Here is a 25222-nt window from a genome sequence, read left to right as displayed (position 1 = left end):
ATTCTACCTAACGCAGGTAGAATGGTTTCATACTATCCAATAATAATTCTCTCTTTCGGATATTTATAGCGAGGCGGTTGCTCTCTTCCGCCACTAGCTAATATAAATGTTAAAATACCGACGCGTCCGATAAACATAAGTACAATGAGTACAAGTTTACCAACAGTTGTTAAATCAGGAGTAACACCTGTTGATAGTCCCGTCGTTCCGAAAGCAGAACAAACTTCAACGATTAAGCTCATAAGCGGTACATTTTCCGTAATAGATAAAATGAATAGCGCTGAGGCACATAATAAAATCCCCATCGTCATAACGACAGATGCTTTCAACACGTCCTCTTCATGTAGCTGACGTTTGAAAACTCGGACTGTTCTCCCGCCTCTTGCAAATGTATATAACGATAATATACTAACTGCAAATGTTGTTGTACGTATTCCGCCCCCAACTGAACTTGGAGATGCCCCAATGAACATTAATATACTCATAAATAAAAGCGTTGGTTGTGATAATTCACGTATGTCCATTGTAGCGAGTCCTCCACTTCGCGTCGTCACAGATTGGAATAATGTATAAAATACAGTTTCATGCCATGACTTTCCTACTAAAAAATGATTTCGTTCTAATAGAAAAATCATAATTGTTCCAACAATAACGAGTACAAAAAATGTCGTTGTCGTCAATTTTGTAAATAACGAAAAGCGAAATAGTTGTTGTCGCCTTTTACTAAGGAATTGTTTTACTTCCATTAACACTGGGAAACCGATAGCTCCTAAAATAATAAGCAACATATGAATCATTTGAACAATATAATCTTTTTTATACGGAATAAGTGATTGTCCTGTTAAATCAAATCCTCCGTTCGTTGTTGCGCTCACAGCGGCAAAGAAACCGTGAAAATATGCTTCTTGCCAAGTCGGGAAATATAGTAAGAACCTTGTACCTAACAGTATTGCTCCAATGAGTTCTATCGAAATAATTACAATTAAAATAGAACGCATCAATTCTACAAGGCCCGATAAATTCCCTTGGTTATGGTCTGCCATAATTAATCTTCTTCTTTGCAAACCAATCTTTTTCCCCGTTATAATCCAGACGAATGTACCAAGCGCCATAATTCCTAATCCGCCTAATTGTAAAATAAGGGCTAAAACAATAATTCCTGCCGTTGTAAACGTATCTGAAATCGTAACAACAGACAGTCCCGTAACACTTACCGCACTAACAGATGTAAATAGTGCATCGATAAATGTCCATTTCACTTCAGGCTTCGTAACAAATGGTAAACTAAGCAAAATTACCGATACGACTACTGCTAGTAAATAAAATACAACGATAAGTTGTACGGGACGTAACTTTTGTAAAAACTTTTTTATATCTCTCATTCCATCACTTCGCTACCTTTTTTCTATCGATTAAATAAAGAAAAATCATCACTTTCTTCATTTGTAAATAACTGCTGAAATAGTTTCGCAAATACCATTCCGTATACAGTTCCATTTCCCCCATACGGCAGTGCGTAATATAAATTATGTATTTTTTTATCTTCTTTTAAAATAGGAAGACCGTCATGACTGCCACCAAATGCTGCTGCCCAATAGTACTCTGCTCGTATATTTTTATACTGCGGGAACATTTCTTTTACAATGTTAATAAGAAGATCACGCTTATGCAATAATTTCGTATCGCCGATTTTTTGAATTTTCAGCGCCTCATCTAATCCGCCTATAACAATGCGGTTTTGATACGTTCGACTATACAAATACGGACGTGCTGTTTCCCAAATTAACGATTGCTCATGCCAGCCTTCAAAATAATCTATCTTATTTGTCACAACGGCATAAGACGTTTCTACTGTTGTATTTTTTTCTTTCTTTCCAAAAATTGCTTCATAACCTGTCGCCATAATAATATTCTTTGCTACTATTTTATTTCCTGTATTCGTGTAACAAATTAAATCATTTTGGATTTGTTTAATATGTAATGCCTCTGTATGTTCGTATATAGTAGCGCCCATTTGTTTCGCTTTATGCAAAAGACTATGCGCTAATAAATACGGATTCACTTCTGCATCACCGCTTGTATATAACGCTGCTTGTTTTGCAAATGAATAACGTTTCTTAATATCAGACTCTGTAAAATATTCAACCGGAAATCCATAATGGCGTAACGTATTATATTCTTCTTGTAAAAATGAAACATCCTCATCTCTACTTGCATAATACAAACTATTTCGCGGAATAAAATGGGGATCAATATCGAGAGTTGGCACAACCTTCTCCATTGTTTGCAGCGCTTCATAACAAAGTCTATATGCTCGTACCCCTTTCTCTTCACCAAATGTATGAATAAGAGAGGTTAACGATTTATCATGAACAAATTGTAATAATCCTGTATTTGCAGCTGTGCTACCACATGCAATTGCTCTTTTTTCAATGAGCATAACACGCATTCCAATTTTAGCTAACGAATACGCTATATGAGCACCTGCTTCTCCACTTCCAATTACTAGTACATCACATATCATATCATTTTCTAACGTTGGATAACAAGGTACAGAAACTCCAGCATTCCAAAACAACTTACCAGTCATAAGCTTCATAATTATACTCCTACAATGTAATTTTCTCCTTTCTATGTTTCGTCATTTTCCATAAAAAAATCCAACTAACATACGCTAGTTGGATTTCTTCTCTTTAATTTGAACGCTCTTCCAGCCAATTTCCAACCGTCGGATATGTTTGCTTTACAGCCGTTCCACCATACACGATAGACATATGTCCTGTCGGTAAACATACATACTGTTTATCTGTGCTAGAAATATGATCAAGTAAAGCTTCTACTTGACATGGCAGAGCAATGTGATCACGTTTCGCAGAAATATTTAAGACATTCGCCTTAATATTTGCAAGGTCTACCTTTTGTCCGCGAATAACGAGTTCACCCTTCACTAATTTATTATTTTGATAAAAATCACGAATCCATTGTCTATACGATTCACCTGGGAACGGAATACCATCGCCTACCCACTTTTGAACTAATTTCCAACTTTCGACGAAGCGCTCATTTTCTGAACGATCGACTAAAGCAACATATGGACCGACAAAGTTTGTAATTGGTTTTAACATCTTATTTCCGAAATCAATCATTTCTGGCGGAATATTTCCGAATGTATCAACCGCTTTATCTAAATTGAAATATTTCTCATCTAATAAAGGACCGTATAATCCTGTTTCAGAGAAATCAAAAGGACTTGTCATAAAAATCAAGTTACGAATTGGCATGTCCGGATGAAGCGCTGCATAAATAGATGTTAACGTTCCACCCATGCAATAACCAAGTAAAGAAATCTCGTCCGATTTTGCAGTTCTCATTACTTTTTTCACTGCTTTTGCAATATAATCGAACACGAAATCATCAAACTTCAAATGACTATCTTCTAAACCGAATGTGCCCCAATCAAGCATATACACATCAAAACCACGATCTACTAAATATTCCACTAAACTATTTCCTGGAGTTAAATCCATAATATACGGTTTATTAATAAGAGCGTATATTAATAAGATTGGAACTCTCTGTGTTTTTTCTTGTTTTGGAATGTAACGATACAGCTTCGTTTTATTCTTCGTCCAAATAACCTCTTTCGGTGTTAAACCAACTTGTGGTTCTGGTTCGCGTAATAAAACTTCGCTCGCTCTTTTCACACGGCGATATGCTTTACGATATTCTTCTGGGTACAACTCCAATTGCTTTTCCCATTCCGTTACGAATGTAGTCATTTTTCCTATCTCCTTTTTGGTCAATTTCTTTCTAAAAAAAGAAGTGCATTCCTGCTATGGATATGCACTTTTTTCTTACTTCATTACATGTATAATCCGCCGTTAATGTTTAATTGCTGACCTGTGATATACGCACCGTCACGGCATAGATATACTACACCTTTTGCAATTTCATCAGCTTGACCAAAACGTTTTTTCGGGATTTTCGCAACGATTTTTTGACGCACTTCTTCTGGTACTTCTGCTACCATTTCAGTATCAATAAATCCTGGGCAAATTGCGTTTACAGTTACATTTGTTCTTGCAAGTTCTAACGCTAATGATTTTGTAAATCCTAGCATACCTGCTTTTGCTGCTGAGTAGTTTGTTTGTCCAAATCCACCAGCTTGGCCAATAATAGAAGAAATACTAATGATTCTTCCTTCTTCTGCTTCCGATATGTATGGAAGTACCGCGCTTGTCGTATTAAATACACTGCTTAAGTTCACGTCAATTACGCGCTCCCAATCTTCACGATTTAACTTCTTGAATGTACGATCTCTTGTAATACCAGCATTATTAACAAGAATATCAACTTGACCAAAATGATTCACAGCTTCTTCTACAAGTCTGTTTGCATCTTCTACTTTAGAAACATCCGCTTGAACTGCATAAACGTCATGTCCTTCTTTTCCTAATTCATTTACTAAGTTTTCAGCTGCTTCTTTACTGCTGTTATAGTTAATAACTACTTTTGCTCCCTCTTGTGCTAATGCTACTGTGATTGCTTTTCCAATTCCTTTTGCCCCACCTGTTACGATTGCTACTTTGCCATTTAATTGAACCATTTCTTTTCCCCCTTAAATGAATTTGTGAACGATTGTTATGAATCATTTTGGTACTCATACTAATTGAGTCCATATATTAATTATGTTTCGTTGTTTATACATGAAAAGAGATTCTCCCTCCCTCTTTTACACGTTATAAACAAACGCCATTATCATTTTTTATTTTCTGGCTTATTTACAGGCTTTACTTCTTCTTTTACAGGTACTTGTAGTTTAGCTAGTACTGCATTTTGCTTTTCTAGCAATTCTAAAATTTGATCAACTTTCGTTTCTAACGTGCGCATATCTTGTTTTACTTTCGTAACATCACGCTTTAATGTAGGAGCTTGTCCTAATGAATCCACTTTCTCTTCTAGAATTCCCTCGATATTATCAACTTTATTTTCTAAGTTAATAACAAGCGTAGCTACTCTAGCGATATCCTCTCTCGTCGGCACATTCACCTGTTCTAAATAATTTTTTGTCGTATCATTTAATGCTTTTTGATAAAACAAATTCAAATCTAGAACGCTGCCCATCCAAGCAGAATATTCTTCTGTTTTAATTGTTTCATTGAGCGCTTTTCCCCAAAATGTTTCGGTTTGTTCATAAGCATTTTTCCATGCTTGCAATGGATCGAATTTTTGATCAATCACTTCGACTACACTCCCTTTTTCGTTTTTGAAACAATTCAACCTATTCACTATTTTCTAATATTCCGAATAAAACTTCAAGTATATATTTTATTTTTCTTTATTTTCTAACAAATGTATTGACATTAAAAACAGATAGGTGTAAATTGCACTTATAAGCAAAAAATTCCATCTAACTGATTCATGAGGTGATGTACAATCATGCTACATAATGAACCAGAACACCCAGAAAGTTTGGAAAAAAACCAAGCGAAACAACCAAACTCCATGCCAAAAAACTTCTTAGTTCCTTTCTTACTTCTCTGTCTAAAAGACTGGAGTCTTCATGGTTACAAACTTATTCAAATGCTAATGGACATCGGCTTTTCTTCTGTTGACCAAGGTAATGTGTATAGGACACTACGCAAATTAGAAAAAGAAAATCTTATTTCTTCTACTTGGGATACAAGCGAAGGCGGGCCAGCGAAACGAATTTATTCTTTAACAGAATATGGAGAGCAATATTTAACAACATGTGCAACTTCTTTTGAACATTATCAAAATATGTTGCGGACGTTTTTCACGTTATACACTAATGCATTCTTTCCATTTTCTACTTCTCCAGAAAAGGATGAAAAGGATTCTTCATCTTCACCTGGTGGTACAGCAGAGTAATCTGCGTTCACAATATGCAAAAAAACATTTGGAGGTCAAACAATGGAAACTAAGCCATACGAATTAGTCGATGCATTTTGGAAAAACTGGTCTCAATCTCTTTCCCTCTTCTCTTCAGCTGGGAAACAATTAGAGCAACTTACTTTAGAAACGTTAAAACAACAACAAGACGCTTTGCATAAATTAACATCAGGAGTAGATGAACTAGAAAAAGAACTACACCAATTCACTGCTCAGTTCAATAACCAATATACAGACTATGTGAAGCAATTAACTGGAAACTCCTTAAATGATCAAATTAACGAGTGGCAAGAAAAGTGGAATGAGCTTTCTAATCAAATGCACCAACTTACTGTTTCGCCTACGAAAACATCTTTGTCTATTCTTACTCAAACTAGCGGCCAATTTGAAGAAACAACAAAACACTTTATCGAACAACAACAGTCGCAACGTGAAGAGGTTCAAAAACAGTTAGAAGTTTTTTTGGGAGAGTTCAAGTCCAAACAACTAGAACTCGCAAAGCAGTTCGAGGAAAACTCAAAAAATCTATTTACTTCCATCAAGTAAGAAAAATGTGGCAACTAACTGCAGCACAAACAAAACTCTTTCTTCCTCCTACTACATCAAGATGGCTTACATTTTTCGATATGGAAAAGAAGGAGGACAAAATGAATCCATTTCAAGAAGCACAAACTGTTCCGGAGCTTCGTTACGATGAGATTCAAGTCGGTGATCAAGCATCACTTACAAAAAAAATTACGGATGAGGACGTTATCAATTTTGCAAAATTGACTGGAGATGTAAATCCTATTCACATTCTAGACTCTTTTGCAAAAACGACAATGTTCAAAGAACGTATTGCCCATGGCATGCTCGTTTCAAGTTTTATTTCTACCATTCTTGGAACGAAACTTCCTGGCAAAAATACGATTTATTTATCACAAAACGTTTCATTCCGTGCTCCTGTCAAAATCGGTGATACACTTCGCGTTGTGGCAGAAGTTATTAAAAAACGGGACGATAAAAAAATTATCACATTGCAAACAAACATATATAATCAATCTGATGATATTGTCGTAGAAGGTACAGCGACAATACTGAAAAAAGAGTAGCAAATTTGCTACTCTTTTTTCTATCCAAGAACTTCTAATCACACCGTTTACTTCCGTGTATGAGTACGTCGTTTACACATAAAATAACATTACCAGATAGCACTTAGCTAAACTGGATTACTCTTTAAGGATGTGTATCAACATGGTGAAAACAAACAAATTACTAGTTCCGGGTGCAGAGCAAGCACTTGAACAATTCAAATATGAAATCGCACAAGAATTCGGTGTAAGCTTAGGATCTAATACAGCATCTCGTTCTAACGGATCAGTTGGCGGTGAAGTAACGAAACGTCTTGTTGCTTTAGCTCAACAACAATTACGCGGATAACTATATAACCTATGGCTTAGAGGCAGATATTCTCTGCCTCTTTCTTTTTTAACATACATAATAGTGCTTCTTCACATACTAGTAAGAGCAAATCGAAAGGAACGATATGTGAAATGAAACGGATTAACATTAGCATGAGTCCTCCCCGTGTTCTTACTGTATCTTTTATTATGCTATCAATTATCGGTACATGCCTATTGAAATTGCCAATTGCTACAACAACTTCTATTTCATGGCTCGATGCTTTATTTACAACGGTTTCTGCTTGTACGGTTACAGGGCTTGGTGTTGTGGACACTGGTAAAGTATTTACCTTATTTGGCCAATGTGTCATTTTAACACTTATACAAGTTGGCGGGCTTGGCATTATGAGCTTTGCTGTTTTAATCGCAATTATGCTCGGTAGAAAAATCGGCCTTCAAAACCGGATTTTATTACAACAAGCATTAAATCAAACAAATGTCGGCGGAATCATTCGTCTTGCAAAAGCATTATTTTTATTTTCTTTTACTGTAGAATGTATCGCTACTTTACTTCTCTCTTTTGAATGGGTACCAAAATACGGGGTTGCCAAAGGTATATATTATAGCTTTTTTCATTCTATCTCAGCCTTTAACAATGCTGGGTTTTCTGTGTGGAGCGATAATTTAATGTCGCACTCCCATAGCATTCTCGTCAATCTCGTTATTTCTTCCCTCATTATTTTAGGTGGGATTGGTTTTACGGTTATCGTAGATATAAAAAGAAAGAAAAACTTTAAAAACCTTACTTTGCACTCAAAGCTTATGCTCTCTTCTACTCTAATCGTCAATATTATTGCTACAGCTTTTATCTTTATATTTGAGTTCCATAATTCAATTTCCATGAGAGGTTTTACACCATTTGAAGAAGGTATGGCTGCTTATTTTCAAGCGGTTTCAACACGTACTGCAGGGTTTAATACTGTTGATATCTCTGCATTATCAAAACCTTCACTTTTATTAATGATGCTTCTTATGTTTATTGGTGCTGGCAGTGCTTCAACTGGTGGTGGGATTAAATTAACGACTTTTTTGATTATGTTTTTCGGCGTATTTAAATTTTTGCAAGAACAAGATGATATTGTCGTGTTTAAAAAATCCATTAAAGATACGCTCATTGTCAAATCATTAACGATTACTATTATTTCAATTTCGTTTATTTTTCTTTCCATTTTAATTTTAAGCATCACTGAGAAGGTTCCTTTATTAATGAGTGCTTTTGAAGTATTTTCAGCATTTGGAACTGTCGGCCTTAGCATGAATTTGACGCCACACTTAACAATTATCGGCAAAACAATTATTATCTTTATGATGTTTTTGGAAAGATGGGGCCTTTAACATTAGCCTTTTCATTTGCACGTAAAAAACAAAGAAAAATAAAATATCCCAACGAAGATATTTTAACAGGTTGACAACCGTATAAATTATCCATATAATGAGATTACAATAGCATATCTCCAAAGGGGAGTAGCGTCCAAGAACTATTTCTTGGAAACAAAGTCGTCATTACGTAGAACTTAGTTCTTCCGGCTTTGTTGGCATTTTCATTACATATGTCTAGCAAGACCTTTGCCTATCAACGGCAGAGGTCTTTTTTGTTTTCAAATTCCTTCCACCGTTGATGAGCAGGAGTATGGGGAAACTAAACAGTGGGGAACTTCTTCACTTGTTTAGTCTTTATAGAAATGAGAGGAGAATGTACATGGATGTATCATTATTATTGGAGTATGGTTGGGTATTACTCATCCTAATTGCACTAGAGGGGATTTTAGCGGCTGATAATGCTCTCGTTCTCGCAATTATGGTAAAACATTTACCAGAAGAAAAACGAAAGAAAGCACTATTTTATGGATTAGCAGGAGCGTTCGTTTTCCGCTTCGGATCACTATTTATGATTTCGTTCCTAGTAGATGTATGGCAAGTGCAAGCAATTGGTGCGCTTTATCTTATGTTTATCGCGGGGAATCACTTATTTAAAACGTATGTTAAAAAGAATACACATGAAGAAACAGAAGAAAAAGAAGCAAAGAAAAAACAAGAGAACTTTTGGTGGACTGTATTTAAAGTCGAAGTTGCTGATATCGCCTTCGCAGTTGATTCAATTTTAGCTGCTGTTGCACTAGCAGTGACTTTACCGAAAACAGGATTAGGTACGATTGGTAGTCTTGATACAGGTCAATTTATCGTTATCTTTACAGGTGGACTTATCGGATTAGTTATAATGCGATTTGCAGCAACTGCTTTCGTACAAATATTAAAACGTAAACCAGGACTTGAAACTGCAGCATTTTTAATTGTAGGTTGGGTTGGTGTGAAATTAACAGTTTATACGCTAGCACACCCTGCTTTAAATGTCCTTCCGCATTCATTCCCAGAATCCACTCCGTGGAAGCTTACATTCTGGATTGTATTAGTTGGAATCGCAGTTTGCGGTTGGTTCTTCTCGAAAGAAGTAGAAGTAAAAGTAGAAAAGAATTTAGACGAAAAAGCGCTGTAATTACAGCGCTTTTTCTTTTTTCTCGTTTCAATTCCCCTCTCTATTTTTAGAAAAAATTCCATTATACTACCTTTTGTAAACGCTTCCTTTCTAGATGTATGTCCTTTTTGTGAAATATTGCACAAACTTATTGAAACTATGAACAAATCCATGTACCTTATTCATATAAGGAGTATTTATAGACGATGTATTAAAGGAGCGTATTACTCATGCTAGAACAAGGATTAGATTACGTTGTAAAACTGGCTAAGAGCAAAAAACAAATGCTAGATATAAATCCAATGCAATATTTCATTCGTGCTGCACTTGCGGGCATTTATATCGGTTTTATTATTGTACTATGTTTTAAATTAGGTAACTTTTTTCATATTGCAGATTCACCAGCAACATATTTAGCTTCCTCCATGTTTTTCGGAATTGCTCTCGTACTTATTATATATGGCGGCGCTGAATTATTTACTGGCAATACAATGTACTTCACAGTGGCAACTTTAAGAAAAGAAACAACGATTTCTGATACACTTCGTAACTGGGTTGCTTGTTATGCAGGTAACTTAGCTGGCGCTTTATTCTTTGCCTTACTATTTTACGCAACTGGAATTTTCGAAGCAATTGATCACAGTCATTTAATGAATAAAGTTGTTGAAGGAAAGATGAATACACCTACAATGCAATTATTCTTTAAAGCGATTTTATGTAACTGGCTCGTATGTCTTGCCTGCTTCTTACCTTCTCAAGTGAAAGGTGACACAGCAAAAATATTAATGATGATGATGCTCGTTTTCACTTTCTTTTTATCTGGTTATGAGCATAGCATTGCAAACTTATCACTGTTTGCTTTATCTTTAGTATCACCACATCCTGAGACAATTTCTTTTGCGGGCGCTATTCATAACTTAATTCCAGTTACAATCGGTAACATTATTGGCGGATCCGTATTTGTCGGTATGGTATATCATTACTTAACAAAGAAAGCACCTGTTGTTGAACAAGAGAAAACTCAATTAGTTGGAGCTCAAACGGAGGAAATTATTCCTTTACAAGCACATATGAAACATTAAAAACTCCAAAGTTTTACTTTGGAGTTTTTAGCTCCCTACATATTTCAAGGCAATATAAGGATTAATTTCCCCGTTTTCCTTCCCTCTCTCTATGCTCTTTTTCATCTGATGCATACCGATGACATCATTTGTATGAAGGTGAATTTCATTAACATATAAACCTTCGTTGCAGAAAGCTTCTACGAAATCTAACCCACTTTTTTGTCGCCATCCCATATTATAATCGAGGGAAATAATATTCACCTCATTATCCCTAACAATTTGCAAGGCAGATTCTACTGTAGTTGCCAAAACATATCCGTATGGGCAACTTCTTTGATCATCCATATATACATTCATTTTCTATCTCCTCTCTATTTTGCATATGTGACCAACACATAACATATTGCTCCAAGGCTAATAAAAGGTCCGAACGGAATTGGAGTTCTTATGTTTATACGTTTTAGCGCTATACCTATCCCGAAAAAACAAAGACTAAAGCAAGATGCTAAAAATAAAGTTATAAAAACCCCTTTCACTCCGACTATACATCCGAGTAACGAAAGTAATTTTACATCACCTCCGCCAAGACCATCTGGATAAATCTTTTGCATGCAATATAACAAAATGAATATAGTTCCACTACCAGCTAAACTATCTATCCAAGTAACTAACGGTACAAAAATACATTCTAAAATAAGCAAAAGTGCAAACCAAATTAAAATACGATTAGGTATTAGCATATATACTAAATCTGTAACTGAAATAATTAGAAGTAACGAAAAAAGCGATAAAATGATGATGAGCTCTCTTTCCATTCCTATTACATATACAGTAAGAAAAAATAAACTGCCTGTAACAAATTCAAATACTATGTACAAACTTGAGATTTTGCTCTTACAATTCGTACAACGCCCTTTTTGTATACAAAATGAAATGATTGGAATAAGTTCTTTCGGCTGTAACGTATACTTGCAGTAATGACAGTACGAACGCGGTGTAATAATAGATTCCCCTACTGGAACTCTCATCGCAATCACCATAAAAAAAGAACCAAACACCATACCTATTAACAATGCATATAAATAAGTGAACATCCCTTCCTCTCCTTTCCAAAAGAACATAACAAAAAAAGGAGAGAACTTCTACTTCATATTATCTTTATTCTATTAAAAAAGCAGGCCGTTTTCCGGCCTGCTTTCCCTATTTTATACGATGAAATATACTGCTTTTAACGGCCCGTGTACTCCGACAACAAGATTCATTTCAATATCCGCAGAGTTACTTGGTCCTGTAATAAAGTTAATACAAGATGCGACTGCTTCACCTTTTTCCACACGTGAGTTCATATCCTGAACTGCTTGCGTAATACGAGGTACAAGTGTTTCACGTGGAATAATAGCAAAGTATACAGTCGGTAAAAAGTGTAAAGAACGCCCTTGTCCTTTATGACTTTGTACAACAATCGTACCAGATTCAGCTAAAGTATAATCACTAAATGCAATACCGATATTCGCTTTTTCCGCTATACGCATATTCTCTTCTTTTTTCTCAGGATCCCATACATTTACCTCAACATTTTGCTTTGGAAGCTCTTCTTTAAATAAAGAAGTCAATCCATAGGAATCAAAACGTTCATCTGCTGATAATATAATAGGTCCTCCGCCGTTTTCAACGATTACTTTTTGAATATCTTCACGTAAGCGGTCGTTTGTCGTTTCCACAACAGTTGTATGAATGTTTGTACATTGCTTTTTAAATACTTCTAACAATTCTTCTTGTGAATAATCTTTTAACGTTTCTACATTCACATTACTTTTCCATGCTGGACGTTCTACGCCTTCTGTTTTACGCGCGCGCCCAAGTTCTTTTGCGATATTATCTAGAAAGGACTCACGGTTTTGAATTAATCCTGTCATTATTTGTCCCCGCCTTTCTTATGATCTTTATACCAATCACGGAATCGTTCTTTACTTGGAGCTGGGAATTCACGAATATCCGTCCAGTTTTTAAGTGGTCCAACACCTTTTGATACACGGTTACCAGATGTAAATGGACTCATTGCTGCCGGTGCCATTTTCGATCCCATTTTATATAAAGCTGCTGAAGAAGCACCCATACTAAACATTTTCATTGCTAATTTTTCTGCAAGTGGGGCACGACCTTCTTGCTCAACGATGACTTGACGATGTTTTAATAATAAATCATGTAATGGAATTTTTACTGGACAAGCTTCTGTACATGCTCCGCATAAACTAGATGCATAAGGAAGCTCTTTGTAATCGTCATACCCACCTAAAAGTGGTGTTAATACCGCACCGATTGGTCCTGAATAAATAGATCCATACGAATGTCCACCAACGTGACGATATACGGGACATACGTTAACACAAGCGGCACAACGAATACATTGCAATATTGAACGGAATTCCGATCCAAGAATTTGAGAGCGGCCATTATCAACAACGACTAAATGAAACTCTTCTGGTCCATCTACCTCTTCCTCTTGAATTGGTCCTGCTACTGTTACGTAACTTGTTAATTTTTGACCTACCGCACTACGACATAGTAAACCAACTAAAACATCTAATTCTTCCATTGTCGGAACCATACGTTCCATACCCATTACTGCAATTTGTGTTTTCGGAATCGACATGACAAGATCGGCATTACCTTCGTTCGTCACTAAACAAAGAGAGCCAGTATTTGCAACAGCGAAGTTACAACCTGTCACACCAATTTCTGCATCCATAAATTTCTCACGAAGTTGTTTACGAACAAACTTTGTCATTTCGTATGGATCATCAGAATTTTCATATCCAAGTTTTTCTTTAAATACATCACGAATTTGCGTTCTGTTTTTATGAAGTGCAGGCGCAATAATATGTGATGGTGGATCGTTATCTACTTGCAAGATATACTCTCCCAAGTCACTCTCTAACACTTCACAACCAATCTCTTCAAGGGCATGATTCATACTAATTTCTTCAGTTACCATTGATTTTGATTTTACAACTTTCTTCGCTTGTTTCTTTTTTGCAACGTCTTGAATATACTTTGCTGCATCCTCTTTCGTTTTCGCAAAGTAAACGTGACCGCCTCTTTTTGATACATTTTCACTTAACTGCATTAAATAATAATCAAGATTTTCTAACGTATGTTGACGAATTTGTTCACCTAGTTCACGCCATTCTTCCCAGTTTCCCAACTCGTCAGCTGCTTTTAATCGATTTGTATATAAACGCGTTTGTGCAGAAGATACCGCTCCGCGCATAAACGAATCTTGAATTCCATCGCCAACGCGATCATTAAATTTTTTCTCACTGATTTTCATAGACATAGCTTATGTTCCCCCTTCATGAGCGACTATTCAAGACCTCAGCAATATGCATTACTTTTACTTCTTTTCCTAAACGCTCAATACGTCCGCCAATGTTTAACAAACACCCACAATCTGCACCGATTAAATAATCAGCACCTGTTTCCATTACACTATCTACTTTTTCATCTACCATTTGCTCAGAAATTGGAGTCATCTTAACTGAAAACGTTCCCCCAAACCCACAACAATTTTGCACGTTCGGCAGTTCTCTCACAATTAATCCTTTTACGCTTGATAATAAAATTCCTGGTGCCTCTTTTACTCCAAGCAGGCGTGTCATATGACAAGATTTATGAATAGTAGCTATCCCTGGTAAACTTGCACCAACATCTGTAACTTTTAAAACATCTACAATAAATTGTGTAAATTCATATGTTTTATCAGCAACCTTTTGTGCACGTTTAGCCCACTTCGGATCATCTTTAAAAACATGCGGATACTCATGAAACATTGTCGCACAAGATCCAGATGGCGTAACAATATATTCTGCATCTTCGAAAGTTTCAATCATATGTTTCATCGCTTCTTTTGCTGCTTCTACATGGCCGCTATTATAAGCAGGCTGACCACAACAAACTTGTGCTTCTGGAAATTCAATTTCACAACCTAAACGCTCCAATACTTCAACTGTTGCTTTACCGACGTTTGTTTCAAACATATCGACTAAACAAGTAACAAATAAAGTAACTTTCATAACTATAATTCCCCCTCATTACAACTCCACCAAAAATCATATGGTCATCAGATGACTAAGATTAGAAGAAGTAGGCTCAACCATGGCCTATCCTCTCCCTCTTCTAAAGAAAACGCTTACTTAATCTCTCTCTATTTTATCAGAAAATTAGATTTTTAAAAGATTAAATTACGAATTTATATCGCTTTTACCTGTGACAATATGTTCTACATTTGTTAAATGATCTAGCATCGCTTGCTGCGCTAATTCCACATCTTGCTTTAACACCGCATCATATATAGATTGATGCTCTTCTAAAAGTCGTTCTGATGTTGTTTGTTCACCATATAAAATAATGCGTCTTGATTCACCAATCGTTTCAGCAATCATCTCTGAAACATGATTCATGAGCTCAAGCAAGATGTTATTATGCGAAGATTCTGCAATTCCCATATGAAAATGAAAGTCTGCTTTTTCGCCAGCCTTCTCATCTCCAATGCTCTTTGCCATTTCATCTAACCACTGCTTCATATTTTGCAAATTAGCTTCCGTACGTTTTGCCGCTGCCGCTCGAACTGCCCCCACTTCGAGCACCTTCCGTACTTCTAATAAATTCAAAATATCCTCTTTCTTCATTAATAACTTGTTATTTAGTGATTTTGTTAATGAAGAAGGATCGAAATTCCTTACATATGTACCTTCTCCTTGTTTCATTTCAATTAAGCCCATTGCTCTTAGCGCACTTAGCGCTTCACGAACAGCAGATCTGCCAACTTGAAACTGCTCAGCTAATTGATGAACAGGAAGTAGTTTGTCACCAGGTTTTAACGTACCATTTTTAATCATTGTTAAAATAGCTTCAGATACTTCTTCGTAAATTTTTTCGGTTTAATAGATTTGTACTCCAGTTAAATCACCTCAGTATCTTCCAAACAACAATTGTAACGTTTTATAAGAACTTAGCATCCATAACTATTTTAGAACGAATTAGTAAGAAGTACAAATGTTTTGTTCATAAAATAGTCAAATTTTTGATATTTGTTTGATATTAATTAATACATTTACGCGTAACTATTTACCTTCAATATGAAGAGCATATTCCAAAAGTTAGAATATGCTCTCCTCATCTTCTGCTTTTAATTTAATACTAACTGTCGTGCCCTTACCTTTTTCACTTTCTATTCTCCACTCACCGTCATGTATATGAACAATTTGCCTTACAATTGCAAGACCTAAACCTGTTCCACCGTGTTGACGACTTCTCGCTTTATCTACTCGGTAAAAGCGTTCCCCCAGATTTTCTAAATGCTCTCTATCAATACCTATTCCTGTATCTTTTATGTGCAATTCACAATAATCATCGATTTGCTTTAATGTTATTATGATATCCCCGTTTTGATTTGTATAACGTATCGCATTATCTAATACATTATGAAGTACTTGTTGCATACGATCCTCATCAATCATTACGATAATTTCAGGATTTAAATTCGTTGAAATACGAAGGTTTTTTTCTACAAACTGTAACTCGTACGTATTTAGTACATCTTCAATAAGCTGTGAAAAAACGATAGGTTGTTTCTTTAAGGGAAAGTGTTCACCTTCTAGCTGCGCTAGATCTAATAAATCATGAACGAGGCGCTGCATGCGACCTGCTTCTTTATGAATAAGTTGCGTTACTTTTTCCTGCTGCGGCCCCTTCGCTACACCGTCTAAAATAGCTTCACTATATCCTTTAATATAACTAAGCGGTGTTCTAAGTTCATGCGAAACATTAGCTAAAAATTCCTTACGCTTTACATCTTCTGTTTCTAAGGAATTTGCCATTTTATTAAAGGCTTTTCCCAATCGTCCAATTTCATCTTCTGAAGAAATTGTAATCCGCTCTGAGAAATCTCCAGTAGCCAAATGATTTGCAACTCGTTCCATTTGCGAAAGCGGTCTCGTAATGGCGATAATAATTTTTCTACCAATCCATATTGTAATTAAAATCATTGCAAGTGCTAACGGCGCTAAAATAAGACCCATATCAAATATTAAGTCTTTTATACTTTTTAAAGGAATATAAGAGTATACAATACCAACTAATTTTTTATTATCTAAAACAGGGATGACAACACCCATAATATTACGATCAAAATGTTCTTCATACCCTATCTTTGTCACAGTTTTCCCATCTAATAGCGCCTGTCTATCCCCTTCACTTATAAGAGAATGATGGTGAACATCAAAAGGCAAACATGCGCTTAAATCACGCGGATTGTATACGAAAAGGACATCTGAACTAGATATTTGATCATATGCCCTTACTTTCTCTTCAAAAGTGGATACTCCTTCACGTTTATCATATTGCGTGGCAAGACGTTTCCCTTCCATTACTAATGAATCTTTTAAATTATCAACGTATAACTTTTCATATGAGTATAAAGATACAAAATAAAGAAAGGAAACTGTTACACATACTGCACATACTACTGTAAGCCAAAGCTTTTGTACCATCGTAAACATACGTTACACCTCAAATTTATAACCTACACCCCAAACGGTTTGAATGTAGTTTCCACTTTCCCCCAGCTTTAGACGCATCGTTTTCACATGCGTATCTACCGTTCTTGTACTTCCTGCATAATCATATCCCCACACCTTTTCAAGCAATTGTTCCCGGCTAAATACTTGTCCATTATGTTGGCAAAGAAAATATAGTAAATCGAACTCTTTTACCGTAAGAGGAATCGTCTCACCATTCGTCTCGACCCTCCTACTTTTTTCATTAATAAGAATCGGTCCAAATTGAATCTCTTCTTGCTGTTCTTGCTTTGTATATCGTCTTAAAACAGCTTCCATACGAGCAATTAGTTCCCCAGGACTAAATGGCTTTACAATATAATCATCTGCTCCCATACGTAAGCCGTTCACCCTATTCCACTCTTCACCTTTTGCTGTTAAAAATATAATAGGTACATCCGACGTTTTTCGAATCTCTTTACAAACTGAAAGCCCATCCATCTCAGGCATCATAATATCTAGTACAACGAAATCGTAATGATCCGTCTCTAATTTTCGAAGTGCCTCTTTTCCATTTTCAGCTTCTCCCCACTCGTATCCGAAGTTATCTAAGTACATTCCGACAAGTTGCCTCATATCACTTTCGTCATCTACGACTAGCACGTTATATTTACTCATTGTCCTTCCCCTTCTCTCTCTATGAGTTGAAACGGTCCTTTTCCGACTTTAATTGTTTGTTTTATTTTCATATTCTTCATATCCATTACGCATACTTCATCGCTATCATAACTAGCTACATATCCTTCTGCACCGCTTTTCAAAAATGCAAATGGATTAGATCCTACTTCTGCAAATCCTACCTCTTGATACGTACTTGCATCAAACTTTCTAAGCGTATTTGAACCGTGACTTAGCGCATATACATACTTATCATCCTTTGTTATATTCACAGGCATAAACGGAGCATGTAAAGAACGCATCATCTCTCCGCTCTGTAAAGAATACACTAATACTTTCTCATTCACTTGACTTCCATCACCATGTCCACCAATCCATATTTCTTTCCCATCAGCGCTAACCGTAGCTCCTGTTGATGCTGGTGGAATCATAAAGGACTGTATCACTTCTTTTTTCATTGTATCAATGGTCGTTAGTTTCGTATCATAAAAGTTGAGTACAGATAACTGGTTATGATGCTCTACCATCGTTATCGGCCCTTTTCCTGTTGAAACACTCCCTGTCTCTTTTCCTTTTATCGTAAAGAACCTTACCTTTTGTTCATTTTGATCGGCAGCAAATAATTGTGTTCCATCATCTGATGCGATAACATTAGCAATTCCTTTTCCAATCTTATATTTGTCCACTTGTCTTCCTTCTGCTAGTGAATATACATACATATATTCTAATTGCTTACCATAAACAAGTATTTCCTCGCCATTTGGAAGTAGCGTAACCCCCGCAATCGGCTCATTTAATTCCCATGTTGTTAATAGCTTCTTTGTTTTTTTATCAATAAAACTAATACTACCTTCCTTTACATTCGTTGTTATAATAACACTTTTATCTTTAGCAATCGGTGTATACGAACTTCCTTGACACCCTACTAATAGAAATAAAAAACAGAGAAGAAAAACATACTTTCTCAAAAGATTCCCTCCATCTTCAGATGATTTCGTTATAATTGTAAAATAACAAATAAATGTGTGGAAAATGTGAAATCTTCCTTTATTAATAAACTTACATATATAATGTACAACAAATAGAATTTGAGGTGTGTAAATTATGCTTTTTCCTGATTTAGCGAATAAAATTGTACGTGAAGTACGCAGATTAATTACTGAAAACATTATTATTATTAATATACAAGGCGTTATTATCGCAAGTACAGATGCGGAAAGAATCGGTCAATTTCATGAAGGTGCACTCCGCTGTGCGAAACAAAAGAAAACTGTCATTATTACAAAAGACGATGAACGACGACTGCAAGGTGTAAAAGCTGGGATGAACCTTCCTTTACTATTCCATGACGAAGTAATCGGCGTGATTGGAATTACAGGAGAACCTGAAAATATTTCACAATACGGAGAAATATTACGTAAGATGACCGAATTATTAATTCATGAAAACTACTTTTTAGAACAACTAGAACTTGAGCACCGTTCTTATGAAGCATTTGTCTTTGATTGGCTTCAAAATACAGACTGGTCTCCAAGTTTTCTCGATCGTGCAAAAACGCTTGGCATTGATTTATATAAGAAGAAACAACTTATTTTATTATCAATCGCCCAAGATAATACGATGCTCCAGCGTAAAATTTGGCAACATATGCGCAACATTTTAGCAAAAGAAAATTTATTTGTTCGCTGGGGAAATGATCGGTTTATTTTGTTTACAACAATCCAATCCAAAGAGCAAACCTTTCAATTTTTAAAACGGTTAAAACAAGACTGTGAAACTTTATTTTCTATTACTTTATATATCGGGATTGGACAAACAGTTACGCCAAGCAATATGAACTTATCGTACGAACAAGCATTACGCGCCCTTTCAGTATCACTTGAAACGAATAAAATTGTATTTAATGAAGATTTACGTTTAGAGATGTGCTTACAAGATATTTCTACTGAAACTCGAGAACAGTTTCTAGAGCGTACCATTGAAAACTTAGTATCATCTCCTGAGCTTATGCACACTTTACGTTTATTTATCGATTATAACCAATCTTATAAGCAGACAGCTGAGCAATTACATATACACATTAACACATTGCATTACAGGCTAAAAAAGATTGAAGAACATACAGGACTTGACCCGAAACAATTCAAAGATTTAAATGTTTTATACTTCGCACTCCTCTTATTAGATAATCACACAAAAAATAACGATAAAATAGATTAATCTTTAGATGATTGTACATAGAAAGAATCCTCCAACTTTTTTATCATTATAATGAAAGCACTGTTACAACGTTTTTTATTATGACGAAATACGTTAACAGTTTGAGGGGGATTTCCAATGTTAGAAAAGCAAATTATTGATTCATTCGTATCTATTGTTGGCGAAGATAATGTAGATACATCCAATATGGGGCGTTTAACTTATAGTTATGATGCCACTCCAAACTTCCAAGCGATGCCTGATGCAGTCATCGCTCCTCGTAATACAAATGAAATAGCAGACGTGTTAAAAGTGTGTAACACTCATAAAATCCCAGTATACGTTCGCGGGTCTGGAACAAATCTTTGCGCTGGAACGTGTCCACTTGAAGGTGGTATCGTCCTTATTTTCCGCCATATGAACAATATTTTAGAAATTGACGAAGAGAATTTAACAATTACTGTACAAGCTGGTGTTATTACACTTGATATTATTAAAGCAGTAGAAGAAAAAGCTTTATTTTATCCACCAGATCCAAGCTCTATGAAAATTTCTACAATCGGCGGTAACATTAATGAAAACTCCGGCGGATTACGTGGTTTAAAATATGGCGTAACACGTGATTATGTAATGGGGCTTGAACTTGTCTTACCGAACGGCGATATCATTCGTACTGGCGGTAAATTAGCAAAAGATGTAGCTGGTTATGATTTAACTCGTTTATTTATTGGTTCTGAAGGAACACTTGGTGTTGTTACGGAAGCTATATTAAAACTTGTCCCTATGCCTGAAACGAAGAAAACGATGCTTGCGCTATATGAAGATATTAACGAAGCTGCTCGAGCTGTTTCTGCTATTATTGCAAATAAAATTATTCCGGCGACACTTGAGTTTTTAGACCAACCAACAATTGAAGTTGTAGAAGAGTTTGCACAAATCGGTTTACCAACTGACGTTAAAGCAATTTTATTAATTGAACAAGATGGCCCGCCCGAGGTTGTCAATCGCGATATCGAAAAAATGGCTAACGTTTGCCGTGCTATGAATGCGGTCGATGTTCGCGTTGCAAAAGATGAAGCCGAAGCAGATGCGCTTCGTACAGCACGCCGTAGTGCACTATCAGCACTTGCAAGACTAAAACCGACAACAATATTAGAAGATGCAACTGTACCACGTTCACAAATCGCTCCAATGGTTGAAGCAATTAATGCAATTGCAAAGAAATATAATATTCCTATTTGTACTTTTGGTCATGCTGGTGATGGTAATTTGCATCCGACTTGTATGACAGATGCCCGTAATGAAGAAGAAATGCATCGTGCCGAACAAGCTTTTGCTGAAATATTTGCGAAAGCGATTGAGCTTGGTGGTACGATTACTGGTGAACATGGTGTTGGCGCAATGAAAGCTCCGTATTTAGAAATGAAATTAGGTAAAGAAGGTATTGCTGCTATGCAAGGGATTAAACAAGCCTTCGACCCAAACAACATTATGAATCCTGGAAAGATGTTCGCGAAAGACTCTCGTAAAAGAGTGGTGGTTGAGCGATGACCACATTAAATAAAGAAAACATTCAAAAGGAATTTAAAGAACGATTAAGTGAAGATGAACTACTAAACTGTATGCGATGCGGCTTTTGTTTACCAACTTGCCCTACTTACATTCAATCTGGGTATAAAGAATCACATTCCCCACGCGGACGTATCGCCTTAATGAAAGCCGTCGTTGATGGTTTAATTGAGCCGGATGAAGATGTTGAAGATACATTAAATGTTTGCCTTGGCTGCCGCGCTTGTGAACCTGTTTGTCCATCTGGTGTGAATTATGGACATTTATTAGAAGAAGCTCGTGATATTATTAATCAAAATAAAAAGTTCTCCATGCCCGTGAGAGCTGTTCGTAAAGTTGTTTTTGAAGGACTATTCCCGCATCAAAACCGAATGCGAACATTAACAGGACTAATCGGATTTTACCAGCGTTCTGGTTTACAAACGCTAACACATAAAACAGGTATTATGAAGTTATTCCCTGAAACACTTGCAACGATGGACCTCGTTTTGCCAAAAGTCCCTAAAATGAAAGCAATGAAAGATCGTCCTGAATTTTTACCTGCTGAGGTGGCAAAGAAGAAACAAGTTGCATTCTTCACAGGCTGTTTAATGGATACGATGTTTTTAGAAACAAATAACGCAACGATGAAACTTCTTCAGTTAGCTGGTTGTGATATCGTTATTCCGAAAACACAAAGTTGCTGCGGGGCATTACATGGGCATGCTGGTGAAAAGAGTGGAGCAAAAGAATTAGTAAAACGAAATATAGAAGCATTCGAAGATTTAAACATCGACTATATTATTACGAATGCAGGTGGTTGCGGAGCTTACCTCGTAGACTATGATTATCTGTTAAAAGATGATCCCAAATGGGCTGAACGCGCAAAGCAATTTGTTTCTAAAATTAAAGATATTACTGCTATACTAGTAGAACTAGATTTCCATAAACGTAATGACTTACGACTCACGCCGCAAATCATTACGTATCAAGACTCTTGTCATTTACGCAATGTTATGCGAACATCTTCGGAACCTCGTATGTTACTAGAGGCCATTCAAGGCGCAACATACCGCGAAATGAAAGATGCGGACCGTTGCTGTGGTTCTGCTGGTATTTATAATATTGTCCATTCGGAGTTATCAATGGAATTTCTAGATTACAAAATGGACCGTGTACATGAAACAGATGCAGCGACAATTGTTACTGCAAACCCTGGATGTCTATTACAAATGAAACTAGGTATTGAACGTGAAGGTCTTTCTCATAAAATGAGAGGAATTCACATTGTTGATCTATTATTAGAAGCAATTGAAACCAACTCGTAATAACTCGTAACATACGTAATAATAGGAAAACGGCTATCTCCTTCGTCTACGTAAAGAGATAGCCGCTTTTTTGTCCGCTACAACATTAAAAATATGTTACTTTATTATAAAAAAGAACAACAGAAACATTACAGTTTTGTAAAAATACATCCAGTATATTCCTCAAAAAAATGCTAAAATCATTGATACAATAGGATTCTTCATTTTTAATATAGGTACATTTATCCAAAAACCCCCTCTTAAAACCAAGTATAAAAATGCTAAAAATTCCTTTTATACTCTATGTTTCTCTTATTTCATCCCTTTCCTCCTCTTAGGATAAATTAGGAAATTTTTAAGTCTATGAATTTTTTTCCATCTTTTTTCTCGCAAATTGTATGCTACGATGAATTGGTCAGTCAGACAGGCTGTCAAAAACAAATCGTGTGAAAACAAATTAAAACTTTATATAGGGGGACACACATCATGAAAAAGCGTGTTTTATTATCTGTAGCTGCTGCAACAGCTCTTACTTTAGGAGTATCTTCTTTAGATGCACAAGCTGCAACAGTACAACCATCTAACATAAAGGTTCAAAATATTCAGCATTCAAAAATGATGATGAAGCAAATGAGCCAACAAGAATTACAAGCATTCTTACAATCTATGGGAGTTGAATCATTAGCACAATGGAACCAAGGACAATTCCAACAAGATTGCTTCATTCCTGGTCAACAGCCTACTGAAAATGTTGTTACTGAACAACCAACAGCTAAGCCAGAAGCTCAAAAGCCTGCTGAGGAAACTCAAAAACCAGCTGAACAAAAGCCTGCTGAAGAAGTTGCTAAACCAGAAGCTCAAAAACCAGCTGAAAACAACAATACTCAAAACGAAACACAAAAACCTGCTGAGCAAAAGCCTGCTGAAGAAGCAAAATCTTTAAGCGAATTCGAACAACGCGTTGTTGAATTAACAAACGCAGAGCGTACAAAACAAGGCTTATCAGCATTACAAATCGATACTGAATTAAGCAAAGTAGCACGCATTAAGTCTGAAGATATGCAAAAAAACAACTACTTTGATCATAACAGCCCTACATACGGGTCTCCGTTTGACATGATGAAAAAATTTGGTATTTCTTATAAATCTGCAGGTGAAAACATCGCCCAAGGACAACGTACTCCAGAAGAAGTTGTACAAGCTTGGATGAACAGTGCCGGACACCGTGCAAACATCTTAAATAGTGGCTTCACTCATATCGGTGTTGGCTATGTAGAAAGCGGCAACTACTGGACACAACAATTTATTACGAAGTAAATAAAAAGAGAGTCTTCTAGGAGAAGACTCTCTTTTTATGTTTCATAGCTTTCTAATATGTATGCGTATAAAATGTAGAACATAAACAAAATAGACCCGCAGCTTATTACACTAATTAACAAGTAAAATCCCCACTTCAGGCTCAAAAGCAACGAAAATAATATGCTGCATGCCATCACTTGAAAGATTCGCCTACTAACTAAACGGATTTTTTGTAATTTGATCGGTTCTTTCTCTCTATCCTTCACCTTTTTAAACACTTTACTAAACATAAAAAGAAACATACTAATTCCAATCGTTAGTCCTGTCTGAAAGGATATAATACTTCCCAAATTAATAAAGAGAATTAGTATATGGACAAACATCATAAATAAAGTAATACTCTTTATAAATCCATTTATAATGAAATACTCCCCTTCATTAAACTTATATATATTATGTAAAATAACATATACTAATCCATGTAAAATAATAATAAGGACAGGGATAAATAATACGACAACTTGTTTACTCATAAACTCGTTCGCTCCACCATTCTCGTTCCAATGCACTGCCATACGAGTTGGTAAATATGGATAAATACATAGAGTAAGTAAAAGACAAGCGAAAAATATCCCTAGCATATATTTATATTTGATCAAGTAATTCTCACCTCTCTTTTCTCTTAACGGCTTCGCCTCTTTCAGAGAAATCCCTGCAAAAATCTACCTTTTTCAACTTTAAA

Annotated in this window: 25 protein-coding genes, 1 pseudogene and 1 riboswitch; of the genes and pseudogenes, 11 read left to right on the top strand and 15 right to left on the bottom strand. The window is 35.9% G+C overall.

The features are described from left to right. Positions 1–32 precede the first annotated feature (32 nt). The 5 genes from JFT95_RS04810 to phaR form a co-directional block, all read right to left on the bottom strand. Positions 33–1382: a TrkH family potassium uptake protein gene (locus JFT95_RS04810; RefSeq protein WP_002126155.1), complete on the bottom strand. Its 1350-nt coding sequence runs from the start codon at positions 1380–1382 to the stop codon at positions 33–35. A 23-nt stretch (positions 1383–1405) separates the two neighbouring features. Then, complete coding sequence (locus tag JFT95_RS04805; protein WP_002030511.1) at positions 1406–2599, bottom strand: NAD(P)/FAD-dependent oxidoreductase; 1194 nt, start codon at positions 2597–2599, stop codon at positions 1406–1408. A gap of 94 nt (positions 2600–2693) precedes the next feature. Further along, the gene (gene phaC / locus JFT95_RS04800) at positions 2694–3779 is read right to left on the bottom strand and encodes a class III poly(R)-hydroxyalkanoic acid synthase subunit PhaC (protein ID WP_000206840.1); all 1086 of its coding nucleotides are present in this window, start codon (positions 3777–3779) and stop codon (positions 2694–2696) included. Positions 3780–3862: 83 nt separating this feature from the next. Beyond that, a complete protein-coding gene (locus tag JFT95_RS04795) occupies positions 3863–4606 on the bottom strand; it encodes an acetoacetyl-CoA reductase (protein WP_002030515.1) in 744 nt (247 codons plus the stop codon). Positions 4607–4758: 152 nt separating this feature from the next. Next, complete coding sequence (gene phaR / locus JFT95_RS04790; RefSeq protein WP_201051622.1) at positions 4759–5241, bottom strand: polyhydroxyalkanoic acid synthase subunit PhaR; 483 nt, start codon at positions 5239–5241, stop codon at positions 4759–4761. A 198-nt stretch (positions 5242–5439) separates the two neighbouring features. Here phaR and phaQ point away from each other — a divergent pair, with 198 nt between their 5' ends. The 7 genes and pseudogenes from phaQ (at position 5440) to JFT95_RS04755 (ending at position 10910) form a co-directional block, all read left to right on the top strand. After that, on the top strand, positions 5440–5892 hold the full coding sequence (gene phaQ, locus JFT95_RS04785; protein WP_000903018.1) for a poly-beta-hydroxybutyrate-responsive repressor: 453 nt from the start codon (positions 5440–5442) through the stop codon (positions 5890–5892). A gap of 42 nt (positions 5893–5934) precedes the next feature. Then, a complete protein-coding gene (gene phaP, locus JFT95_RS04780) occupies positions 5935–6459 on the top strand; it encodes a polyhydroxyalkanoic acid inclusion protein PhaP (protein ID WP_002011575.1) in 525 nt (174 codons plus the stop codon). A 101-nt stretch (positions 6460–6560) separates the two neighbouring features. After that, positions 6561–7004: a MaoC family dehydratase gene (locus tag JFT95_RS04775; RefSeq protein WP_001067911.1), complete on the top strand. Its 444-nt coding sequence runs from the start codon at positions 6561–6563 to the stop codon at positions 7002–7004. A gap of 142 nt (positions 7005–7146) precedes the next feature. After that, positions 7147–7332, top strand: a complete 186-nt coding sequence (locus JFT95_RS04770; protein ID WP_000241212.1) for an alpha/beta-type small acid-soluble spore protein — start codon at positions 7147–7149, stop codon at positions 7330–7332. Between the two features lie 113 nt (positions 7333–7445). Continuing rightward, positions 7446–8764, top strand: a pseudogene (locus JFT95_RS04765) (TrkH family potassium uptake protein). A 38-nt stretch (positions 8765–8802) separates the two neighbouring features. Further along, positions 8803–8975, top strand: a riboswitch (yybP-ykoY riboswitch). A 79-nt stretch (positions 8976–9054) separates the two neighbouring features. Next, a complete protein-coding gene (locus JFT95_RS04760) occupies positions 9055–9849 on the top strand; it encodes a TerC family protein (RefSeq protein ID WP_002086840.1) in 795 nt (264 codons plus the stop codon). Positions 9850–10058: 209 nt separating this feature from the next. Beyond that, positions 10059–10910, top strand: a complete 852-nt coding sequence (locus JFT95_RS04755) for a formate/nitrite transporter family protein (protein WP_002011581.1) — start codon at positions 10059–10061, stop codon at positions 10908–10910. A 27-nt stretch (positions 10911–10937) separates the two neighbouring features. Here JFT95_RS04755 and JFT95_RS04750 read toward each other — a convergent pair whose 3' ends face one another. The 9 genes from JFT95_RS04750 to JFT95_RS04710 all read right to left on the bottom strand — a co-directional run bounded on the left by JFT95_RS04750 (position 10938) and on the right by JFT95_RS04710 (position 19095). Continuing rightward, positions 10938–11249 (bottom strand): cyclic-phosphate processing receiver domain-containing protein, encoded by a 312-nt coding sequence (locus JFT95_RS04750; protein ID WP_002064363.1) that lies wholly within the window; start codon positions 11247–11249, stop codon positions 10938–10940. A gap of 14 nt (positions 11250–11263) precedes the next feature. After that, positions 11264–11986 (bottom strand): prepilin peptidase, encoded by a 723-nt coding sequence (locus JFT95_RS04745; RefSeq protein WP_002086842.1) that lies wholly within the window; start codon positions 11984–11986, stop codon positions 11264–11266. A gap of 111 nt (positions 11987–12097) precedes the next feature. Then, positions 12098–12808, bottom strand: a complete 711-nt coding sequence (locus JFT95_RS04740; RefSeq protein ID WP_002030525.1) for a LutC/YkgG family protein — start codon at positions 12806–12808, stop codon at positions 12098–12100. Next, positions 12808–14229, bottom strand: coding sequence for a LutB/LldF family L-lactate oxidation iron-sulfur protein (locus JFT95_RS04735; protein WP_002011586.1), 1422 nt, complete (start codon positions 14227–14229; stop codon positions 12808–12810). The genes JFT95_RS04740 and JFT95_RS04735 overlap by 1 nt, the downstream gene beginning before the upstream one ends. Positions 14230–14245: 16 nt before the next feature. After that, positions 14246–14965, bottom strand: coding sequence for a (Fe-S)-binding protein (locus JFT95_RS04730; RefSeq protein ID WP_002011587.1), 720 nt, complete (start codon positions 14963–14965; stop codon positions 14246–14248). A gap of 168 nt (positions 14966–15133) precedes the next feature. Continuing rightward, positions 15134–15790 carry a FadR/GntR family transcriptional regulator gene (locus tag JFT95_RS04725; RefSeq protein WP_002011589.1) on the bottom strand — a complete coding sequence of 219 codons (657 nt, stop codon included), beginning with the start codon at positions 15788–15790 and terminating at the stop codon, positions 15134–15136. A gap of 261 nt (positions 15791–16051) precedes the next feature. Next, on the bottom strand, positions 16052–17452 hold the full coding sequence (locus JFT95_RS04720) for a sensor histidine kinase (RefSeq protein WP_201051618.1): 1401 nt from the start codon (positions 17450–17452) through the stop codon (positions 16052–16054). A gap of 3 nt (positions 17453–17455) precedes the next feature. Further along, the gene (locus JFT95_RS04715; RefSeq protein WP_002126137.1) at positions 17456–18127 is read right to left on the bottom strand and encodes a response regulator transcription factor; all 672 of its coding nucleotides are present in this window, start codon (positions 18125–18127) and stop codon (positions 17456–17458) included. Then, a complete protein-coding gene (locus JFT95_RS04710) occupies positions 18124–19095 on the bottom strand; it encodes a YncE family protein (RefSeq protein ID WP_002126136.1) in 972 nt (323 codons plus the stop codon). Before JFT95_RS04710 ends, JFT95_RS04715 begins: the two co-directional genes overlap by 4 nt. 136 nt (positions 19096–19231) lie before the next feature. Between JFT95_RS04710 and JFT95_RS04705 the strand changes: the two genes are divergently transcribed. From JFT95_RS04705 to JFT95_RS04690, 4 genes are all read left to right on the top strand, one after another. After that, on the top strand, positions 19232–20347 hold the full coding sequence (locus JFT95_RS04705; protein WP_201051617.1) for a CdaR family transcriptional regulator: 1116 nt from the start codon (positions 19232–19234) through the stop codon (positions 20345–20347). A gap of 117 nt (positions 20348–20464) precedes the next feature. Next, positions 20465–21877, top strand: a complete 1413-nt coding sequence (glcD, locus tag JFT95_RS04700; protein WP_002168855.1) for a glycolate oxidase subunit GlcD — start codon at positions 20465–20467, stop codon at positions 21875–21877. Then, entirely contained in the window at positions 21874–23202 is a 1329-nt protein-coding gene (locus tag JFT95_RS04695; protein WP_201051616.1) for a (Fe-S)-binding protein, read from the top strand. The genes glcD and JFT95_RS04695 overlap by 4 nt, the downstream gene beginning before the upstream one ends. Before the next feature lie 465 nt (positions 23203–23667). Next, on the top strand, positions 23668–24498 hold the full coding sequence (locus JFT95_RS04690) for a CAP domain-containing protein (protein WP_002030537.1): 831 nt from the start codon (positions 23668–23670) through the stop codon (positions 24496–24498). Between the two features lie 35 nt (positions 24499–24533). On the opposite strand, the gene JFT95_RS04685 is transcribed toward JFT95_RS04690, so the two are convergent. Further along, positions 24534–25139, bottom strand: a complete 606-nt coding sequence (locus tag JFT95_RS04685; RefSeq protein WP_002126129.1) for a DUF1648 domain-containing protein — start codon at positions 25137–25139, stop codon at positions 24534–24536. Positions 25140–25222: the final 83 nt, after the last annotated feature.

Source organism: Bacillus sp. TH17 (assembly GCF_016651125.1).
GTDB lineage: Bacteria > Bacillota > Bacilli > Bacillales > Bacillaceae_G > Bacillus_A > Bacillus_A mycoides.
The sequence above is the reverse complement of the archived record's forward strand: the minus strand, read 5'-3'. Positions and strand labels throughout refer to the sequence as shown.

Excerpts from the sequence above, each read along its gene's own strand:
- JFT95_RS04810 (WP_002126155.1), bottom strand. The coding sequence starts at position 1,382 with ATGAGAGATATAAAAAAGTTTTTACAAAAGTTACGTCCCGTACAACTT.
- JFT95_RS04805 (WP_002030511.1), bottom strand. The coding sequence starts at position 2,599 with ATGAAGCTTATGACTGGTAAGTTGTTTTGGAATGCTGGAGTTTCTGTA.
- phaC (WP_000206840.1), bottom strand. The coding sequence starts at position 3,779 with ATGACTACATTCGTAACGGAATGGGAAAAGCAATTGGAGTTGTACCCA.
- JFT95_RS04795 (WP_002030515.1), bottom strand. The coding sequence starts at position 4,606 with ATGGTTCAATTAAATGGCAAAGTAGCAATCGTAACAGGTGGGGCAAAA.
- phaQ (WP_000903018.1), top strand. The coding sequence starts at position 5,440 with ATGCTACATAATGAACCAGAACACCCAGAAAGTTTGGAAAAAAACCAA.
- phaP (WP_002011575.1), top strand. The coding sequence starts at position 5,935 with ATGGAAACTAAGCCATACGAATTAGTCGATGCATTTTGGAAAAACTGG.
- JFT95_RS04775 (WP_001067911.1), top strand. The coding sequence starts at position 6,561 with ATGAATCCATTTCAAGAAGCACAAACTGTTCCGGAGCTTCGTTACGAT.
- JFT95_RS04770 (WP_000241212.1), top strand. The coding sequence starts at position 7,147 with ATGGTGAAAACAAACAAATTACTAGTTCCGGGTGCAGAGCAAGCACTT.
- JFT95_RS04760 (WP_002086840.1), top strand. The coding sequence starts at position 9,055 with ATGGATGTATCATTATTATTGGAGTATGGTTGGGTATTACTCATCCTA.
- JFT95_RS04755 (WP_002011581.1), top strand. The coding sequence starts at position 10,059 with ATGCTAGAACAAGGATTAGATTACGTTGTAAAACTGGCTAAGAGCAAA.
- JFT95_RS04750 (WP_002064363.1), bottom strand. The coding sequence starts at position 11,249 with ATGAATGTATATATGGATGATCAAAGAAGTTGCCCATACGGATATGTT.
- JFT95_RS04745 (WP_002086842.1), bottom strand. The coding sequence starts at position 11,986 with ATGTTCACTTATTTATATGCATTGTTAATAGGTATGGTGTTTGGTTCT.
- JFT95_RS04740 (WP_002030525.1), bottom strand. The coding sequence starts at position 12,808 with ATGACAGGATTAATTCAAAACCGTGAGTCCTTTCTAGATAATATCGCA.
- JFT95_RS04735 (WP_002011586.1), bottom strand. The coding sequence starts at position 14,229 with ATGTCTATGAAAATCAGTGAGAAAAAATTTAATGATCGCGTTGGCGAT.
- JFT95_RS04730 (WP_002011587.1), bottom strand. The coding sequence starts at position 14,965 with ATGAAAGTTACTTTATTTGTTACTTGTTTAGTCGATATGTTTGAAACA.
- JFT95_RS04725 (WP_002011589.1), bottom strand. The coding sequence starts at position 15,790 with ATGATTAAAAATGGTACGTTAAAACCTGGTGACAAACTACTTCCTGTT.
- JFT95_RS04720 (WP_201051618.1), bottom strand. The coding sequence starts at position 17,452 with ATGTTTACGATGGTACAAAAGCTTTGGCTTACAGTAGTATGTGCAGTA.
- JFT95_RS04715 (WP_002126137.1), bottom strand. The coding sequence starts at position 18,127 with ATGAGTAAATATAACGTGCTAGTCGTAGATGACGAAAGTGATATGAGG.
- JFT95_RS04705 (WP_201051617.1), top strand. The coding sequence starts at position 19,232 with ATGCTTTTTCCTGATTTAGCGAATAAAATTGTACGTGAAGTACGCAGA.
- glcD (WP_002168855.1), top strand. The coding sequence starts at position 20,465 with ATGTTAGAAAAGCAAATTATTGATTCATTCGTATCTATTGTTGGCGAA.
- JFT95_RS04695 (WP_201051616.1), top strand. The coding sequence starts at position 21,874 with ATGACCACATTAAATAAAGAAAACATTCAAAAGGAATTTAAAGAACGA.
- JFT95_RS04690 (WP_002030537.1), top strand. The coding sequence starts at position 23,668 with ATGAAAAAGCGTGTTTTATTATCTGTAGCTGCTGCAACAGCTCTTACT.